18 protein-coding genes are annotated in these 18,249 nt (G+C 61.8%); 9 read left to right on the forward strand and 9 right to left on the reverse strand.

All coding sequences use genetic code 11. The features are described 5' to 3' along the window. Positions 1-604: 604 nt before the first annotated feature. Complete coding sequence (gene tyrS, locus ACF8SD_RS00870; protein ID WP_173887435.1) at positions 605-1,804, reverse strand: tyrosine--tRNA ligase; 1,200 nt, start codon at positions 1,802-1,804, stop codon at positions 605-607. 213 nt (positions 1,805-2,017) lie between these two features. Between tyrS and ACF8SD_RS00875 the strand changes: the two genes are divergently transcribed. Together ACF8SD_RS00875 and ACF8SD_RS00880 are read left to right on the forward strand one after the other, a co-directional pair. Next, on the forward strand, positions 2,018-3,439 hold the full coding sequence (locus tag ACF8SD_RS00875) for a peptidoglycan DD-metalloendopeptidase family protein (protein WP_173887434.1): 1,422 nt from the start codon (positions 2,018-2,020) through the stop codon (positions 3,437-3,439). Positions 3,440-3,442: 3 nt separating this feature from the next. Next, a complete protein-coding gene (locus ACF8SD_RS00880; RefSeq protein ID WP_392483401.1) occupies positions 3,443-4,534 on the forward strand; it encodes an anhydro-N-acetylmuramic acid kinase in 1,092 nt (363 codons plus the stop codon). 60 nt (positions 4,535-4,594) lie between these two features. Here ACF8SD_RS00880 and erpA read toward each other — a convergent pair whose 3' ends face one another. Together erpA and argC are read right to left on the reverse strand one after the other, a co-directional pair. After that, on the reverse strand, positions 4,595-4,945 hold the full coding sequence (gene erpA, locus ACF8SD_RS00885; RefSeq protein WP_173887432.1) for an iron-sulfur cluster insertion protein ErpA: 351 nt from the start codon (positions 4,943-4,945) through the stop codon (positions 4,595-4,597). A 150-nt stretch (positions 4,946-5,095) separates the two neighbouring features. After that, positions 5,096-6,130 (reverse strand): N-acetyl-gamma-glutamyl-phosphate reductase, encoded by a 1,035-nt coding sequence (gene argC, locus ACF8SD_RS00890; protein WP_009681264.1) that lies wholly within the window; start codon positions 6,128-6,130, stop codon positions 5,096-5,098. A 142-nt stretch (positions 6,131-6,272) separates the two neighbouring features. On the opposite strand from argC, the gene hemJ reads away from it, so the two are divergent. From hemJ to ACF8SD_RS00915, 5 genes are all read left to right on the forward strand, one after another. Next, complete coding sequence (gene hemJ, locus ACF8SD_RS00895; RefSeq protein WP_029887373.1) at positions 6,273-6,698, forward strand: protoporphyrinogen oxidase HemJ; 426 nt, start codon at positions 6,273-6,275, stop codon at positions 6,696-6,698. Positions 6,699-6,819: 121 nt separating this feature from the next. After that, positions 6,820-7,602, forward strand: a complete 783-nt coding sequence (locus tag ACF8SD_RS00900; RefSeq protein ID WP_173887430.1) for an SDR family oxidoreductase — start codon at positions 6,820-6,822, stop codon at positions 7,600-7,602. Positions 7,603-7,665: 63 nt separating this feature from the next. After that, a complete protein-coding gene (locus ACF8SD_RS00905) occupies positions 7,666-8,004 on the forward strand; it encodes a histidine triad nucleotide-binding protein (protein ID WP_161891720.1) in 339 nt (112 codons plus the stop codon). Positions 8,005-8,069: 65 nt separating this feature from the next. Then, a complete protein-coding gene (gene coq7 / locus ACF8SD_RS00910; RefSeq protein ID WP_392483402.1) occupies positions 8,070-8,717 on the forward strand; it encodes a 2-polyprenyl-3-methyl-6-methoxy-1,4-benzoquinone monooxygenase in 648 nt (215 codons plus the stop codon). Positions 8,718-8,727: 10 nt separating this feature from the next. Further along, entirely contained in the window at positions 8,728-9,768 is a 1,041-nt protein-coding gene (locus ACF8SD_RS00915; RefSeq protein ID WP_392483403.1) for a DUF2157 domain-containing protein, read from the forward strand. Positions 9,769-9,808: 40 nt separating this feature from the next. Here ACF8SD_RS00915 and ACF8SD_RS00920 read toward each other — a convergent pair whose 3' ends face one another. Further along, complete coding sequence (locus ACF8SD_RS00920; RefSeq protein WP_004376171.1) at positions 9,809-10,231, reverse strand: OsmC family protein; 423 nt, start codon at positions 10,229-10,231, stop codon at positions 9,809-9,811. 189 nt (positions 10,232-10,420) lie between these two features. Between ACF8SD_RS00920 and crp the strand changes: the two genes are divergently transcribed. Next, the gene (crp, locus tag ACF8SD_RS00925; RefSeq protein ID WP_173887427.1) at positions 10,421-11,065 is read left to right on the forward strand and encodes a cAMP-activated global transcriptional regulator CRP; all 645 of its coding nucleotides are present in this window, start codon (positions 10,421-10,423) and stop codon (positions 11,063-11,065) included. On the opposite strand, the gene ACF8SD_RS00930 is transcribed toward crp, so the two are convergent. The 4 genes from ACF8SD_RS00930 to ACF8SD_RS00945 form a co-directional block, all read right to left on the reverse strand. Beyond that, positions 11,062-11,766, reverse strand: coding sequence for a lipoate--protein ligase family protein (locus ACF8SD_RS00930; protein WP_009681257.1), 705 nt, complete (start codon positions 11,764-11,766; stop codon positions 11,062-11,064). The genes crp and ACF8SD_RS00930 overlap by 4 nt on opposite strands. A gap of 80 nt (positions 11,767-11,846) precedes the next feature. Continuing rightward, a complete protein-coding gene (gene trpC / locus ACF8SD_RS00935) occupies positions 11,847-12,680 on the reverse strand; it encodes an indole-3-glycerol phosphate synthase TrpC (RefSeq protein ID WP_173887426.1) in 834 nt (277 codons plus the stop codon). Next, a complete protein-coding gene (gene trpD / locus ACF8SD_RS00940; RefSeq protein ID WP_029887380.1) occupies positions 12,677-13,726 on the reverse strand; it encodes an anthranilate phosphoribosyltransferase in 1,050 nt (349 codons plus the stop codon). Before trpD ends, trpC begins: the two co-directional genes overlap by 4 nt. A gap of 9 nt (positions 13,727-13,735) precedes the next feature. Next, positions 13,736-14,329 carry an aminodeoxychorismate/anthranilate synthase component II gene (locus ACF8SD_RS00945; RefSeq protein WP_173887425.1) on the reverse strand — a complete coding sequence of 198 codons (594 nt, stop codon included), beginning with the start codon at positions 14,327-14,329 and terminating at the stop codon, positions 13,736-13,738. A 367-nt stretch (positions 14,330-14,696) separates the two neighbouring features. Between ACF8SD_RS00945 and estP the strand changes: the two genes are divergently transcribed. Next, positions 14,697-16,586: an esterase EstP gene (gene estP / locus ACF8SD_RS00950; RefSeq protein ID WP_392483405.1), complete on the forward strand. Its 1,890-nt coding sequence runs from the start codon at positions 14,697-14,699 to the stop codon at positions 16,584-16,586. Positions 16,587-16,709: 123 nt separating this feature from the next. On the opposite strand, the gene trpE is transcribed toward estP, so the two are convergent. Next, positions 16,710-18,191 (reverse strand): anthranilate synthase component I, encoded by a 1,482-nt coding sequence (gene trpE / locus ACF8SD_RS00955; RefSeq protein WP_009685254.1) that lies wholly within the window; start codon positions 18,189-18,191, stop codon positions 16,710-16,712. Positions 18,192-18,249: the final 58 nt, after the last annotated feature.

Consider the following 18,249-nt stretch of genomic DNA (forward strand, 5'->3'; position numbering starts at 1 on the left):
AAGAAACCCTAAACTTGGCTCAGCAATCTCAAATGACTATGTGATTTCTCGCATGGCCACTTGTGATGCTGATAATCTTTTTGACTATCAGTCCGTACTCACAAGCACCCACACGAATTGCTTGATTCGATTTGTTAAAGAGCGTTTGGTTAAGATCGTTTCGTCTCAACCGAGGCGCGCATTCTACGCTTTCCTCATTTGCTGTCAAGCGTTTATTTTGAAGTTTTTTGCGAGAAACTCGTTTAGCTTCAAACACTTGACTCACTGCGATCTCTCGTAGCGGGAGGCGAATCATACAGCGTTTAGAAGCGCTGTCAACCATCATCTCAACCGTTTTCGATCATTTGATCGTAGCCCTTACAGCGCTTTCCGAATCGGTTAACTCATTGAATCTCAAGGAGTTTGTCGTTCCGTTGTCGCTGGAAGTGGGGCGCATTATAAGGGGATTCGAGAGGGCGTCAACCTTTAATTTCAAGAAACTGGAATATGGACGAATACATCCATTCAGCACTGCCGGCCATTCGGCAAAAACGGCGATACCCCATAAACAAAGCGGGGAGGCCTATCGGCCTCCCCGCTTCTATATAGCTTAACCGCCGGGCGATCACTCAGCCTTCAGGGTAACCCGCCCGAAGGACTTCTTGCCCGCCTGACATACATGCGTAGCACCCAGAACAAACAGGAAGTCCTTGTCGACCACCACACCATCCACTTTCACTGCACCAGCACTCAGCAAGTCACGCGCCTGCGCCGAGTTCTTCACCAGGCCAGCACGGTTCAGAACCGCAGCGACAGGCAAGTCTTCCGCCGAAACCACCTCTACCTCCGGCAGGTCCTCAGGCAGCTCGCCTTCCTTCATACGATTGCCCGCAGCACGGTGCGCATTGGCGGCAGCCTCCTCACCATGGAAACGCGCGACAATCTCTTCCGCCAGCTTGATCTTGATGTCTCGAGGGTTGGCGCCATTGGCCACGTCGGCGCGGAACTGCTCGATCTCTTCCATGGAGCGGAAGCTCAGCAGCTCGAAGTAACGCCACATGAGGGTATCCGGGATCGACACCAGCTTGCTGTACATCACCCCCGGCGCTTCCTGGATACCGACATAGTTGCCCAGCGACTTGGACATTTTCTTCACACCGTCCAGCCCTTCAAGCAACGGCATGGTCACGATGTTCTGCGCTTCCTGGCCATAGGCACGCTGCAGCTCACGCCCCATCAGCAGGTTGAACTTCTGATCGGTACCACCCAGCTCGACGTCTGCCTTCAGCGCGACCGAATCGTAGCCCTGCACCAACGGGTAGAGGAACTCGTGAATGGCAATCGGCTGGTTGGTGGTGTAGCGCTTGTCGAAGTCATCGCGCTCGAGCATGCGCGCCACAGTGTACTGCGAGGCCAGGCGAATGAAGTCGGCCGGGGTCAGCTTGTCCATCCAGGTGGAGTTGAAGGCGACTTCGGTCTTGGCCGGATCAAGAATCTTGAACACCTGCTGCTTGTAGGTCTCGGCGTTGTCCAGCACCTGCTCACGAGTCAGCGGCGGACGCGTTGCGCTCTTGCCGCTTGGGTCGCCGATCATGCCGGTGAAGTCGCCGATCAGGAAGATGACCTGATGGCCCAACTCCTGGAACTGGCGCAGCTTGTTGATCAGCACCGTGTGCCCCAGGTGCAGGTCCGGGGCGGTCGGGTCGAAGCCGGCTTTGATGCGCAAAGGCTGGCCGCGCTTGAGCTTCTCAACCAGTTCCGACTCGACCAGTACTTCTTCCGCACCGCGCTTGATAAGCGCCAGCTGCTCTTCAACCGACTTCATAGACAAACCCGCAAGGCTCAGATTCAGGGGGAGCCAACCATACAAGATCGGCCGTCAAATACAAGTTTTGCAAAGGAATGTGACCCGGGCGCAGGCTTGCGACGTCTACGCGCCCTTGCGTGAAACTGGATTTGGTTATATTTTATACAGTTATTTCATCTTCATCATGTCATTCATCTATTCCATTTCACCTTTTTCAAAGTCACCTTGCCCATGACCAACGAACCGCCTAAAGCGCCACCGCTTTATCCGAAGAGCCACCTGTTGGCCGCCAGCGGCATTGCCGCCCTGCTCAGCCTGGCTTTGCTGGTATTTCCGTCCAGCGAAGTGGAAGCCAAGAAAACCACCCTCAACCTCGAGCTGGAAAGCCCTGCCGAACAATTGAAGGACGAATCCCGCGCTGCGCCCATGGTGCAGGCACAGGGTGAGCAAGGCTCACCTTTCGCCCAGATAGAAGCAGCCACACCCGAAACCCAGAAAGCCGAGCAGCCAACGCCGGACGCCAAACAGGTTGCCGAAGCCGCCAAGCAACCGGGCCACCGCGAAGTCACCGTAGCGCGCGGCGACACCCTGTCCACGCTGTTCGCCAAGGTCGGCCTGCCAGCCAATGCCGTGCACGACCTGCTGGCCAGCAACAAGCAGGCCAAGCAGTTCACCCAACTCAAGCACGGCCAGGTCCTGCAGTTCGAACTCGACAAGGATGGCCAACTGGCCAGCCTGCACAGCAAGGTCAGCAACCTTGAAACCATCAGCCTGAGCAAAAGCGCCAAAGGCTTTACCTTCAACCGTGAAATCAGCAAGCCTGTGGTGCGTACTGCCTATGCCCACGGGGTCATCAAAAGCTCGCTGTCAGCATCTGCCCAGCGTGCCGGCCTTTCCCACAGCATGACCATGGACATGGCGCGCGTGCTGGGCTACGACATCGACTTTGCCCAGGATATTCGCCCAGGCGACGAGTTCGACGTGGTCTACGAGCAGAAGGTGATGGATGGTAAGGTCGTCGGCACGGGCAATATCCTTTCGGCGCGCTTCACCAACCGTGGCAAAACCTACACTGCCGTGCGCTACACCAACAAGCAGGGCAACACTACCTACTACACTGCCGACGGCAACAGCCTGCGCAAAGCCTTCATCCGCACCCCTGTGGACTTCGCCCGTATCAGTTCGCGCTTTTCCGCCGGCCGCAAGCACCCGATCCTGAACAAGATTCGCGCGCACAAGGGCGTTGACTATGCAGCCCCACGCGGCACGCCTATCAAGGCAGCAGGCGACGGCCGCATCGAGCTGGCCGGGCGCCGCGGCGGCTACGGCAACACCGTGATCATCCAGCACGGCAACCGCTACAAGACGCTGTATGGCCACATGCAGGGCTTTGCCAAAGGCATCAAGACCGGTAGCACCGTCAAGCAGGGCCAGATCATCGGTTACATCGGCACCACCGGCCTTTCCACCGGGCCGCATCTTCACTATGAGTTCCAGGTCAACGGCGTGCATGTCGACCCCCTGAGCCAGAAGGTGCCAATGGCCGACCCGATCGCCAAGAACGAGCGTCAACGCTTCTTGCAGCAGAGCCAGCCACTGATCGCCCGCATGGATCAGGAAAAGGCCACCCTGCTCGCCTCGAACAAGCGCTAAGCCATGGCGCTTTACCTGGGGGTGATGTCCGGCACCAGCCTCGATGGCCTGGACATCGCCTTGGTCGAACAAGGCGAGCAGCTTGAGCTGCTCGCCACGCTCTACCTGCCGATGCCCGCCAGCCTGCGCCAGGACTTGCTTGCCCTGTGCAGCAGCGGCCCTGACGAAATCGCCCGGGCAGCATTGGCGGAAAATCACTGGGCCACCCTTGCGGCCGCGGGCATACGCCAGCTGCTCGCTCAGCAGGGCCTGCAGGCTGACGCCATACGCGCCATTGGTAGCCATGGTCAGACGGTCCGTCACGAACCCGCCCGCGGCTTCACCGTACAGATCGGTAACCCCGCGCTGCTCGCCGAGCTTACTGGTATCAGCGTGGTAGCCGACTTCCGCCGCCGCGATGTGGCCGCCGGCGGGCAAGGCGCGCCACTTGTCCCGGCCTTCCACGAAACCCTGTTCAGCCACCTGGGCCAACGGGTAGCGATTCTCAATGTGGGCGGTTTCAGCAACCTCAGCCTGATTGAGCGGGATGCACCGGTGCATGGCTTTGATTGTGGCCCAGGCAATGTATTGCTGGATGCCTGGATCGAGCGCAAACGCGGCCAGGCCTACGATGCCGACGGTGCCTGGGCTGCCACCGGCGTGGTGCAGGCTGATTTGCTGCATGCATTGATGAGCGACCCGTTCTTCGCGGGCAGCGGCCCCAAGAGTACCGGGCGCGAGGTGTTCAACCTGCCTTGGCTCGACCGCCACCTCGCCGGGCTGCCCGCCTACCGCGACGAGGACGTGCAGGCAACACTGCTGGAGCTGACCGCACGCAGCATCATCGACTCACTGGAAAACGCGCAACAAGGCACGCAAACACTGTTGGTCTGCGGTGGAGGCGCCCGCAACGGCGCGCTGATGGCCCGCCTCGGCCAACTACTGCCTAATGCACGTGTTACAAGCACCAGCGCCCATGGCGTAGACCCTGACTGGGTCGAAGCCATGGCCTTTGCCTGGCTGGCCCATTGCTGCCTGGAGGGCATCGCCGCCAACCGCCCCAGCGTCACTGCCGCCAGGGGCCTGCGTGTACTCGGTGCAATCTACCCGGCATGACACCCAGGCCAGAAAGCAAAACGCCGCGCAATTGCGCGGCGTTTTCGTATCGGCGCGAACTCAGATCGAGAACGACGACCCGCAACCGCAGGTGGTGGTGGCATTCGGGTTCTTGATCACAAAGCGCGAACCTTCCAGGCCTTCCTGGTAGTCCACTTCGGCACCGGCCAAGTACTGGAAGCTCATCGGGTCGACCACCAGGGAAACGCCTTCGCGCTCGACGATGGTGTCGTCTTCAGCCACGTCTTCATCGAAGGTGAAGCCGTACTGAAAGCCCGAGCAACCGCCACCGGTCACGAACACCCGCAGCTTCAGACGTTCATTGCCTTCCTCATTGACCAGGTTCTTCACCTTCTGGGCTGCCCCATGGGTGAATTCCAGGCCGGTAGGGGTGAAGGTTTCGACGCTCATGTTGATTCTCCCGGCGCGGTAGCCGCCATATAACTCTCGATGACGCGCATTATCCGCTTTCCCGAGAAAATTGGTCAACAATACGTAAGCCGCAAGCGACAACCTACACGCCGCAAGCTCGGCCCGCAGGTGTGCAGCTCGCGGCTTCTGTCACGGCAGCAAGCCTGCGTGGGACAGGCCCATGCGCTCATCCAGGCCAAACAGGATGTTGAGGTTCTGCACTGCCTGCCCCGAAGCCCCCTTCACCAGGTTGTCGATCACCGAGAGCACCACTACCAAGTCCCCGCCCTGTGGGCGATGAACGGCAATGCGGCAAACGTTGGCACCGCGCACGCTGCGGGTTTCCGGGTGGCTACCGGCCGGCATCACGTCGACGAACGGCTCATCGGCGTAGCGTTTCTCGAACAGCGCCTGCAGGTCGACCGAAGTATCGGCCACGTTCGCGTACAGGGTAGCGTGGATACCACGGATCATCGGTGTCAGGTGCGGCACGAACGTCAGGCCGATGTCCTTGCCGGCCGCCTGGCGCAGGCCCTGGCTGATTTCCGGCAGGTGGCGATGCCCCTTGACGGCATAGGCCTTCATGCTTTCACCGGCTTCGCAGAACAGCGAACCCACTGCCGCACCACGCCCGGCGCCGCTGACACCCGACTTGCAGTCGGCGATCAGCCGCGCGGGGTCGGCCAGGCCCGCTTCCAGTAACGGCAGGAAACCGAGCTGGGTAGCGGTCGGGTAGCAACCCGGCACGGCAATCAGGCGCGCCTGGCGAATCTTCTCGCGGTTCACTTCCGGCAGGCCATACACGGCATCCTTGAGCAGTTCAGGCGCGCCATGCGGCTGGCCGTACCACTTGCCCCACTCGGTGGCATCCTGCAGACGGAAGTCAGCCGACAGGTCGATCACCTTGGTACCTGCCGCCAGCAATTCGCCGGCCAGTGCGTGGGCAACGCCGTGCGGTGTGGCGAAGAACACGACGTCGCAAGCGGCCAGGGCCTTGCTGTCGGGTACGCTGAACGCCAGCCCGTCATAGTGGCCGCGCAGGTTCGGGTACATGTCTGCCACCGCCACGCCCGCCTCCGAGCGCGAAGTGATGACCGCCACTTCGGCCTGTGGATGCTGTGCCAGCAGACGCAACAGTTCGACGCCGGTGTAACCGGTGCCGCCAACAATACCGACCTTGATCATAACGCTTGCCCCTTATCAACGAGCCGTCTGGAAAGCGCACGATAATAGGGGCGCGAGGCGCCTGTAACAACTCTTCGGGTGTCCCTTCCGGCGCCCGACCACTACTATCTGACGACCGTGATTACCTGAAGGAACACCCTCCATGCTTTACCTATGGATCAAAGCGCTGCATATCGTCAGCGTAGTCTGCTGGTTCGCCGGCCTGTTCTATCTGCCGCGGCTGTTCGTCTACCACGCCCAGAGCCAGGACAGCATCAGCCAGGAACGCTTCGTGACCATGGAGCGCAAGCTCTACCGCGGCATCATGAACCCGGCAATGATCGCCACCTATGTATTTGGCGCCTGGATGCTCTACCTCAACCCCGGTTGGCTGAGCCAGGGCTGGTTGCATGCCAAGCTGACCCTGGTAATCCTGCTTACCGGCTACCATCACGTGTGTGGCGCACAGCGCAAACGCTTCGCCAGCGGCACCAATACACGCAGCCACGTCTATTATCGCTGGTTCAACGAAGTGCCCGTGCTCATCCTGCTGGGCATCGTGATTCTGGTGGTGGTCAAGCCGTTCTGACATAGCCACCTCAACTATCAGCAAGCCCTGCAGCGCTGCCGCCGGGCCTTGTAGCAAAACGCACCACCCGGCACGAGCAAGCTGTACACTAGGCGCCCTCTTCCGCCCCCAGGAGCCTTGCATGTCCCGTTACGCCATGATCACTGGTGCTTCCAGCGGCCTGGGCCTGGCCCTGGCGGAAGCGCTGGCACGGCGTGGACGCAACCTGATCCTGGTGGCACGCCAGCGCGAAACGCTGGAACCGGTCGCCATCGAGCTGACCCAACGCTTTGGCGTAGAGGTACTGTTCCGCGCCTGCGACCTCAGCCAGCCGCTGCGCCTGTCAGGTTTCGTGCTGGAGTTGGAAGAAGGCGAGCGGCGCATCGACCTGCTGGTCAACTGCGCTGGTTTGCGCACCTACGGCCCGTTCCTGGCCCATGAGTGGGCCGACGAGCAAGACCTGCTCGAGGTCAACGTGCTGGCCATGAGCCGGCTATGCCATGCAATCGGCAACCTGATGGCCGTGCAGGGTGGCGGGCAGATCCTCAACGTTGCAGGCCTGGCCGGGGTCGCACCTGGGCCGTGGATGGCGGCCTATGCCGCCAGCAAAGCCTACGTGCTGAGCTTTTCCCAGGCACTGCGCGAGGAGCTCAAGCGCGCCGGCATCAAAGTCTCGGTACTGTGCCCCGGCCCGGTACGCTCTGCACGGCGGCGCATCCCCCGCCTGGATGGCAAACCAGGCTGCCTGAGCCCCGAGGAAGTGGCCCTTTACACGGTCCGGGCGCTGGACAAGAACCGTGCCCTGATCACGCCAGGGCGGCGCAACCGCTGGCTGGCCTTCGCCCCCCGCCTGCTGCCACGCTGGCTGGTGCGCAAACTGGCCGGCGCCATTCACCGCCGCTATTGCCCGGCCGGCATGGAATAGCCACTGGGCGATTGGCGCCTGGCTGAGTACACTCGGCCCGACCCTCACCATGGAGCAAGTGCTGTGGACGATTTATTCATCAAGATCATCAACCGGGAAATCCCGGCGAAGATCATTTACGAGGACGACCAGGTTCTGGCGTTCCACGATATCGCCCCTCAGGCGCCCGTGCACTTTCTGGTTATCCCGAAAAAGCACATCCGCACCCTCAACGACCTGACCGAAGAGGACAAAGGCCTGGCTGGCCATATCCTGTTCACCGCCCAGCGCCTGGCCAAGGAACTTGGCTGTGATGACGGCTTCCGCGTGGTCATGAACTGCAACGAGCAGGGCGGCCAGACCGTCTACCACATCCATATGCACGTGCTCGGCCAGCGCCAGATGAACTGGCCGCCGGGCTGATCCACGGCAAGCGACCCCGCCGCTATTGCGGTAAACTGTCGGGCACATTCTTGCGGAGGTGCCCGATGGCTACCGAACGTCACTACTCGCCGCTCGACCGCTTGTTGCTGCAGGCCGATACCGCCATGCGCACCTTGCTGCCCTTCAGCGGCCAACCCGCCCGGCCGTCACCGGCCATCATCCAGCCAGACGCCAACCTGGACGAACAGCAAACCCGCCACATTGCTGGGCTGATGCGCATCAACCATACCGGTGAAGTCTGCGCCCAGGCCCTGTACCAGGGTCAGGCCCTGACGGCCAAGCTGCCCGAAGTGCGCAAGGCCATGGAACATGCCGCCGAGGAAGAAATCGACCACCTGGCGTGGTGCGAGCAACGCATTCGCCAGCTGAACAGCCACCCAAGTGTGCTCAACCCCCTGTTCTATGGCATGTCCTTCGGCATTGGCGCACTGGCCGGGCTGGTCAGCGACAAGGTCAGCCTGGGTTTCGTCGCCGCCACCGAGCACCAGGTGTGCAAGCACCTGGACGAGCACCTTGAGCAGCTACCGCAAGAAGACGAAAAGTCCCGCGCCATTCTCGAACAGATGCGCGTCGACGAAGAGCAGCACGCCGAGTCCGCCCTGGAAGCCGGTGGCTACCGTTTCCCTGCTCCTGTGCGCTTCGGTATGAGCTTGCTGGCCAAGTTCATGACCAAGAGCACCTACCGTATCTGAAGGTAGCCCCATGACGGACCGAATCGACGCCAAGGACCTGGCGCGTGCCGTGCAAGCCGGCGTTCTCCAGCCTGGCCAGGACCAGGCCCTGCTGGCGTTCCTGCGCCAGCAACCGCCAGCACGCGGCACCTTTCAGCTGGCCCATGTCGCCTTCTACTTCGGCGCCATGCTGATCATGGCCGCCATGGGCTGGTTGCTCACCGAGGCCTGGATCAGCATCGGCGACGCCGCACTGCTGGTCATCGCCAGCCTGTACATCGGGCTGATCACCTTGTTTGCCCTTAACTTGCAGCGGCGTGCGCAACCCGTAGCCGCCGGGGTACTGGCCGCCGTCGCGGTCAGTATCGTGCCACTGGCAGTGTTCGCCATCGAACGCTTGGCGGGGTGGTGGCCAATGGATGACACCCAGGCCAACTACCACCACTACTACACCTACGTGCAAGGCGGCTGGCTGGTGATGGAGGCGGCCACGGTAGTGGCCGGTTTGCTGATGCTGCGGTTGATCCCCTACCCGTTCATCGTCATGCCGATCGCCGTGGCCCTATGGTTCATGTCGATGGACCTGAGTGAGTGGTTCTTCGGCTCGCCGTTCAGCTGGGCGCAGCGCCGTGAGGTTTCGCTGTGGTTCGGCCTGGGAATGCTGGTGGTGTTCCTGCTGATAGACGGCCGAACACGCGAGGATTATGCCCGCTGGGGTTACCTGGCAGGGCTGGCGGCATTCTGGGGCGGGCTGACGCTACTGGACAGCGGCAGCGAGCTGGGCAAGGCGCTGTACTGCCTGATCAACATTGCGCTGATGGGCATGGCAGTGCTGTTGCGCCGGCCGGTGTTCATGGTGTTCGGCGCGCTGGGGGTTGCGGCCTACCTGGGCTACCTGGCGTATGAGGTGTTCGCGCAATCGCTGCTGTTCCCGGTCGTGGTGACGCTGATCGGGCTGGGGGTCATCTGGCTGGGGCTGGTCTACCAGAAGCGCCGGGAGCGGTTGAGCCGCGCAATGCGCAGTGGCTTGCCGGCATGGCTTCGCTCTGCATTACCGGCACTGCGCAGCTGATGGTGTCGGGGCCGCTTTGCGGCCCCAAAAAACCCCGGTTTCAACCCAGCTCTACAATCTCGTACCCGTGGGTAATCTCGACCCCGGCACGCTCGAGCATGATCGACGCAGAGCAGTACTTCTCTGCCGACAGCTCTACCGCACGCTTGACCTGCGCTTCTTTCAGCCCGCGCCCCTTCACGACGAAGTTCATGTGGATCTTGGTGAACACTTTCGGGTCTTCACTGGCGCGCTCGGCTTCCAGAAACGCCTCGCAGCTCTCCACCGCCTGGCGCGACTTCTTCAGAATACTGACCACGTCAAAGCTGCTGCAGCCACCCAACCCCAACAGCAGCATCTCCATAGGGCGCACACCCAGGTTACGGCCGCCGGCCTCGGGCGGGCCATCCATCACGACGACATGGCCGCTGCCCGATTCGCCGAGAAACATTGCCTCACCGGCCCACTGGATACGTGCCTTCATCTACCTGGACTCCTGATATTCGGAAAAGGGTGTCAGCTTAGACCTTGTGCGGCTGTGGGAAAAGTACGAGAGGACTCGGTTTAGTACCGAAACATCTTGTAGTGTCTGATAAGCTGGCGCCAAATGACTGGCGCCTACCGCCGTCGATTTACAAAAATACCCAAGCCTCGTATCGAACAGGACTTCGTGATGGTTGCCTCTGCCCTACCCGCAAAGATCAAGAACATAGACAAGTTGCTGGTGCACTGCCAGCGCCGCCGCTTCACCGCAAAAAGCAACATCATCTGCGCTGGCGACCGGGCCGAAACACTGTCGTTCATCATCAAGGGGTCGGTCACCATCATCATTGAAGACGATGACGGTCATGAAATGATCATCGCCTACCTCAACCCGGGCGATTTCTTTGGCGAGCTGGGGCTGTTCGAGCCCGTTGACGGTGAGCAGCAGCGCAGCGCCTGGGTACGGGCGAAGACCGAATGCGAAGTGGCCGAGATCAGTTACGAGAAATTTCGCGAAGTGGCGCGCCAGGACCCGGAAATTCTCTACGCCCTGGGCAGTCAAATGGCCCAACGTCTTCGTAATACCACACGCAAGGTGGGCGACCTGGCGTTCTTCGACGTAACCGGCCGGGTCGCCCGCTGCCTGCTGGAGCTGTGCAAGCAGCCCGACGCCATGACCCATCCGGATGGCATGCAGATCAAGATCACCCGCCAGGAAATCGGCCGCATCGTCGGTTGCTCGCGGGAAATGGTCGGCCGCGTGCTCAAGGATCTCGAAGAGCGCAGCCTGGTCCATGTCAAAGGCAAGACCATGGTCGTCTACGGTACCCGCTAATCCCTGGGCAGGTCGGCCAAGACCTTGGCGTAAGCTTGCGAGAGGCGCTGGAACCAGGGTACTGCGGGCGCCACCTCGTGCAAGGCAATGTGTGCGTCAGCGCGGCAACGCTGCTCAAGCGCGCAGCACTCGTTGAAACGGTTGACCGCCGCTACCATCGCCTCACGTTCGTTGTCCAGCAACAACGCGCCGTGCACCAGTACCACCGGGCGTTTACCGCCCAGGCCCTGGCGCCAGCGCTGGGCGGTACCGACCAACTTGCGGCCGTTGAGGTTGACGTTGTAGCGGCCATCGCAAAAGGCGCCGTCTATTTCCCCCACCGACGCTACCCCGCCCCACTCACGCAACACATCGCACAGTGGCAGGCACAGGCGCTCATAAGCGGTTTCGATACGGCCATGGTCGCCTTCGCTGCGCGGCGCGGCATAGACCAGCGCCACGTTCACGGTGGCATGCGACTGCGGTACCGGCTCACCGCCGGTTTCACGCAGCAGTACCGGCCAGCCGGCAATCGCCAGTTCTGCGCAGGCTGTTTCGAAATTGGCCAACCGGCTCATGCGCCGGGGCATCACCAAGGCATGGTCAGTGGGGCGCCAGAACAGCACACCACTCTCGCGTTCGCCGCGGCAAACGGCGGCCAGCAGGTCCTGCTCGGCGTGCAAGCCCTGCTCGACAGTCAGGGCCAGGGGTTGATCGCTCATTGCTCCACCTTGGATGTTGTTTTCAAGGGCCTCTTGCCGGGCCCGTAAAAAAGCCGGCATTCACGCCGGCTTCATTGCAATCAGTCCAGTTGCTGAACAGTTTTCTTCACCTGGTCCGGGAAGAACAGCCGCTGCAGCTCCAACCCAGGTTGTTCGGCGCGCATGAATGCCTCACCCACCAGGAACGAATAAACGTCGTTGATCGCCATCAGCTCGACATCGGCCCGGTTCAAGATGCCGCTCTCGGTAATTGCCAGGCGATCACGCGGTATGCGCGGCAGCAGGTCGAGCGTGGTTTCCAGGCTGACTTCAAAGGTGTGCAGGTTGCGGTTATTCACGCCCACCAGCGGTGTATCCAAGGTTTTCAGCGCTCGCTCAAGCTCATCGCCATCGTGCACTTCTACCAGTACATCGAGACCGACGCCCTTGGCGGTGGCGGCCAGTTCGGCCATCTTCACGTCATCCAGCGCCGACACGATTAGCAGCACGCAGTCCGCACCCAAGGCCCGCGCCTCGACGATCTGGTAGGGGTCGATCATGAAATCCTTGCGGATCACTGGCAGGGAGACCGCCGCACGAGCCTGCTGCAAGTACTCATCGGCACCCTGGAAGTAGTCCACATCGGTCAGCACCGACAGGCAGGTAGCACCGCCCTTCTCGTAGCTGACAGCGATTTCCGCCGGCATGAAGTTTTCACGGATCACGCCCTTGCTGGGTGAGGCCTTCTTGATTTCGGCAATCACCGCAGGCTGCTTGCGCTTGGCCTGCTCGATCAAGGCATTGGCAAACCCCCGCGGAGCGTCAGCGGCCTTGGCCAGGCCTTCCAGTTCGTGAAGGCTGACCCGCGCGCTGCGCTCGGCCACTTCCTGGAACTTGCGGGCAATGATCTTTTCCAGCACCGTCGGCACGCTCATGCTTCGTTCTCCACCTTGAATACTGCAGTAAATGCACCCAGTTCCTGCAGCTTTTCCCAGGCCAGGCCGGTGTGCAGTACGTCATGGGCCAGTTCCACACCGGCTTTCAGGCTCATGGCATGGTCAGCGGCATACAGCGCCGCACCGGCATTGAGCACAATCATCTCGGCAGCTTTCTGGCCGTTTTCAGTCTTGCGCCGGCCCAGTGCATCACGGATCAGTTCCAGTGACGCCTGCGGGCTTTCAACGGCCAGGCCATGCAGGCTCTGGCTTTTCATGCCGAGGTCTTCCGGCTCGACCCAGTATTCGGTGATCTGGTCGTTCTTCAGCTCGGCCACAAAGGTGGGGGCAGCCAGGCTGAACTCATCCAGGCCATCCTTCGAGTGCACCACCAGCACATGCTTGCTGCCCAGGCGCTGCAGCACCTCGGCCAACGGCCGGCACAGCGCCTGAGCGAACACGCCGACCACCTGGTGTTTCACACCGGCCGGATTCGTAAGCGGGCCGAGCATGTTGAACAGGGTACGCATACCCAGCTCGCGGCGCGGGCCAGCGGCGTGCTTCATTGCCGAATGGTGGCTTTGCGCGAACATGAAGCCGATCCCCAGGCTGTCGATGCAGCGGCCCACCTGCGTTGGCGTCAGGTTCAGGTAGATGCCGGCAGCTTCCAGCAAGTCGGCACTGCCGCTCTTGCCCGACACCGCGCGGTTGCCATGCTTGGCCACTGGGCAGCCCGCGGCCGCCAGCACGAACGACGAAGCGGTGGAAACGTTGAAGATGTTGGCACCGTCACCGCCGGTACCGACGATATCCACCACACCCTCCAGGCTCTGCAGCTCGACCTTGTCGGCCAGCTCGCGCATCACCGATACCGCGCCCACGATCTCGTCGATGCTCTCGCTTTTCATGCGCATGCCCATCAGGAAGGCGCCAATCTGCGCCTCGCTGCACTGGCCTGTCATGATCTGGCGCATCACATCGCGCATTTCTTCGGTCGAAAGGTCCAGCTGGCCAACGATACGGCTCAGCGCGCTTTTGATGTCCATATTCAATCCTTAGCGGCGGCCGCCGGTCTGCTTGAGGAAGTTGGCGAACAGCTCGTGGCCCTGCTCGGTGAGGATCGACTCAGGGTGGAACTGCACCCCTTCGATGTTCAGCGTTTTGTGGCGCAGGCCCATGATCTCGTCGACCGAACCATCTGCATGGGCCGTCCAGGCGGTCACTTCCAGGCAGTCAGGCAGGGTGTCGCGCTTGACCACCAGCGAGTGGTAGCGGGTCACCGTCAGCGGGTTGTTGAGGCCGGCAAACACGCCGAGGTCGCGGTGGAGTACCGGGCTGGTCTTGCCATGCATCACCTGGCGAGCCCGGACCACGTCACCGCCAAAGGCCTGGCCGATGGACTGGTGGCCCAGGCATATGCCGAGGATCGGCAGCTTGCCGGCGAAATGCAGGATGGCCTCGATGGACACGCCCGCCTCGCTCGGCGTGCACGGGCCCGGGGAGACGACGATCCGCTCGGGGTTCAGGGCCTCGATCTGGGCAATGGTCAGTTCGTCATTGCGAACGACCTTGACCTCGGCACCCAGCTCGCCAAGGTACTGCACAACGTTGTAAGTAAATGAGTCGTAGTTGTCGATCATCAGTAACATGGTGTTAAACCTCTTGAACTTACTGACTTCAAATTCGAACCTCCCTCTGCCCGCCATAGCGGTGGCTGTGCCACTTGAGGGCGAGGAGCAGGAAGGCAAACAGGGGCGGGCCGGACTGGCCGGCAGGGGATAAAGTCAGGCGCGCCAACGCCAACGGGCGTGGGCCTTGATTACGCGCATCAAGAGTTTGCTGACGATCAACACAGGGTAGGTCTCGCTCATACGTCACGGCACAGTAGCCTACCGGCGCGGCGGGCGCAATATGCCCGTAAACACGGGGAAACGAATGGACTTGGGAGCGAAGCCCCACGATTTGCTAATGTCGATCAGGTTGTTCTCATAAAAACAAAGAAAAGGATGTTCCGCGATGAGAAAATCTCCACTTTTGCGCTTTGCCTTCGCTTCATTAGCCTTGGCCTGCAGCCAGGCCTTTGCCGCCCCCTCGCCCTATTCCACGCTGATCGTGTTCGGCGACAGCCTGGCAGATGCCGGGCAGTTCCCCGACCTGACAGGTGGCACCTCCGGCGCCCGCTTCACCAACCGTGATGCCGATGGCAATTTTGCCCCGGTGTCGCCGATGATCCTCGGTGGCCGTTTGGGCATAGACCCCAATGCGCTGAACCCCTCCACCTCGGTCGGTGTACGCCCCGACGGCAACAACTGGGCGGTAGGGGGCTACACCACGCAACAGATTCTTGATTCGATCACCGAAACCTCCAGAACCATCATTCCACCCGGCAACCCAGGCGCCGGGACGGTGTTGCGAGAGAAGCCAGGCTACCTAGCCAACGGGCTGCGCGCCGACCCCAACGCCCTGTACTACCTGACCGGCGGCGGCAACGACTTTCTGCAAGGCCTGGTCAACAGCCCGGCCGACGCAGTGGCGGCCGGTGCTCGGCTGGCCGCCAGCGCTCAGGCACTGCAACAGGGCGGCGCACGCTACATCATGGTCTGGCTGCTACCCGACCTTGGTCAAACACCGAACTTCAGTGGCACGCCGCAACAAAACCCGCTCTCGTTGCTGTCCGGGGCGTTCAATCAATCGCTGCTTGGCCAGCTGAGGCAGATCGATGCCCAGGTCATCCCCCTGAACATCCCTGTGTTGCTGAGCGAGGCCTTGGCCAGCCCCAGCCAGTTCGGCCTGGCACCTGACCAGAACCTGGTCGGGACTTGCTACAGCGGGCAAGGCTGCGTGGGCAACCCGGTCCATGGCATCGACGGCACCACGCCAGACCCGACCCGGCTATTGTTCAACGATTCGGTACACCCGACCATCGCCGGCCAGCAACTGATTGCCGATTACGCCTACTCGATCCTGTCCGCGCCATGGGAACTGTCCCTGCTCCCGGAAATGGCCCACGCCAGCCTGCGTGCCCACCAGGATGAATTGCGCAGCCAATGGCAAACGCCATGGCAGGCGATCGGCAAGTGGCAAGCATTTGTCAGCAGCGGCGCCCAGGACCTGGACTTCGACAGCCAGCGCAGCGCGGCCAGCGGCGATGGCCGGGGGTACAACCTGACCGTGGGTGGCAGCTACCGCCTGAACGATGCCTGGCGCCTGGGACTGGCGGGCGGCGTCTACCGGCAGAAGCTGGAAGCAGGCGCGCAAGACTCGGACTACAAGCTCGACAGCTACCTGGCCAGCGCCTTCGCCCAGTACCGGCAGGACCGCTGGTGGGCCGATGCAGCGCTGACAGCCGGGCACCTGGACTACAGCGACCTCAAGCGCACCTTTGCCCTGGGCGTGAACGACCGTAGCGAAAAGGGCGACACCGACGGTGAAGCCTGGGCGATGTCCGCACGGCTGGGCTACAACCTGGCGGCGGACAGCAGCAACTGGCAACTGGCGCCATTCATCAGCGCCGACTATGCGCGGGTCAAGGTGGACGGCTACGACGAGAAGAGCGGGCGCTCCACAGCCCTGGGTTTCGATGACCAGGAGCGCACGTCACGCCGCCTGGGCGTGGGGCTGCTGGGCAGCGTGCAGGTGCTGCCCTCTACCCGGCTGTTCGCCGAGGTGGCGCAAGAGCATGAGTTCGAGGATGACCAGCAGGACGTGACCATGCACCTGACCAGCTTGCCGGCGAATGACTTTACCCTGACCGGGTATACGCCGCACAGCGACCTGACCCGGGCCAGCCTGGGGGTAAGCCATGAAGTGGTGGCGGGGGTGCATTTGCGCGGCAACTACAATTGGCACAAGAGTGATGAGCTGACGCAGCAGGGGGTGAGTCTGGGGGTTAGCGTCGACTTCTAAGCCGGCCTGTACCCCCCATCGCCGGCAAGCCAGCTCCCACAGGAATGCCACAAGGTCGGGAACCGAGGATATCCCTGTGGAGCTGGCTGGCCAGCGATGGGCTGCGCAGCAGCCCTGATCAATTCATTTGGCGCAAGTCTGCTCAGCCAAGGCCACCGCACGGAACATCGCCCGGCGCTTGTTGATGGTTTCTTCCCACTCCAGCGCCGGCACCGAGTCGGCAACGATACCGCCGCCTGCCTGCACATGCAGCTCGCCGTCCTTGATCACCGCCGTACGAATGGCAATGGCGGTGTCCATGTTGCCATTCCAGGCGAAGTACCCCACGGCACCGCCATACACACCACGCTTGACCGGCTCCAGTTCGTCGATGATCTCCATTGCACGGATCTTCGGCGCCCCTGAAAGGGTACCGGCCGGCAGGATCGCGCGCAGGGCATCCATCGCCGTCAGCCCTTCGCGCAAGTGGCCGGTGACGTTGGAGACAATGTGCATGACGTTGGAATAGCGCTCGATCACCATCTTCTCGGTCAGGCGTACGCTGCCCGTGGAGGACACCCGGCCGACATCGTTGCGGCCCAGGTCGATCAGCATCAGGTGCTCGGCGATCTCTTTGTCGTCCGACAGCAGGTCGTCTTCCAGCGCACGGTCGGCCTCTTCGGTTGCGCCACGCGGGCGGGTACCGGCAATCGGGCGCACGGTGACCAGGTTGTCCTCGACCCGTACCAGCACTTCTGGCGAGCTGCCAACCACGTGGAAGTCGCCAAAATTGAAGAAGTACATGTAAGGCGTCGGGTTGAAGCAGCGCAAAGCGCGGTAGAGGTCGATTGGCGCCGCCTTGAAGTCGATCGACATACGTTGTGACGGCACCACCTGCATGCAGTCGCCAGCCAGGATGTATTCCTTGATACGGCCAACGGCGCTTTCGTAGTCCTCACGGGTGTAGCTGGAGCGGAATGCCGGCTCGGCAGCCTGCGGGCCGCTCAGGTCCAGGCCTCGGCGTGGGGTAATTGGCTGGCGCAGGGTTTCCAGCAAGCCTTGCAGGCGCGCCTGGCCTTGCTCGAAAGCCTGATCTTGCGCAGGGTCTACCAGCACGATGGCGTGCATCTTGCCGGCCAGGTTGTCGAATACCACGACCGCGTCCGAGACCATCAGCAGAATGTCGGGCACGCCCAGCGGGTCTGGGTTCGGGCTGGCCCCCAGGCGCTTTTCCACATAGCGCACACAGTCGTAGCCGAAGTAACCGACCAGGCCGCCATTGAAACGTGGCAGGCCGGGAATGTCGGCGACCTTGTAGCGTTCCTTGAACGTCTCGACAAAGGCCAGCGGGTCTTCGACATCGTGGCGTTCAACCTCGACACCGTCCTGCAGGATGCTGACGTGATAGCCGTGCACCCGCATCACCGTCCGCGAGGGCAGGCCGATCATCGAGTAACGGCCCCATTTCTCGCCGCCCTGCACCGATTCGAGCAGGTACGAGTTGGCCTGGTCGGCCAGCTTCAGGTAGATCGACAGCGGTGTATCGAAGTCGGCCAGGGTTTCGCAGGCCAGGGGAATGCGGTTATAGCCGGCAGCAGCCAGGCGCAGGAATTCTTCGTGGTTCATGAGTAGCCTCGTGGCAAGCAGCAATGGGTCAGGCAAACGGACGGGCCGGCACGTGCCG

The organism is Pseudomonas sp. CJQ_9, from assembly GCF_043106615.1.
Classification (GTDB): Bacteria; Pseudomonadota; Gammaproteobacteria; order Pseudomonadales; family Pseudomonadaceae; genus Aquipseudomonas; species Aquipseudomonas juntendi.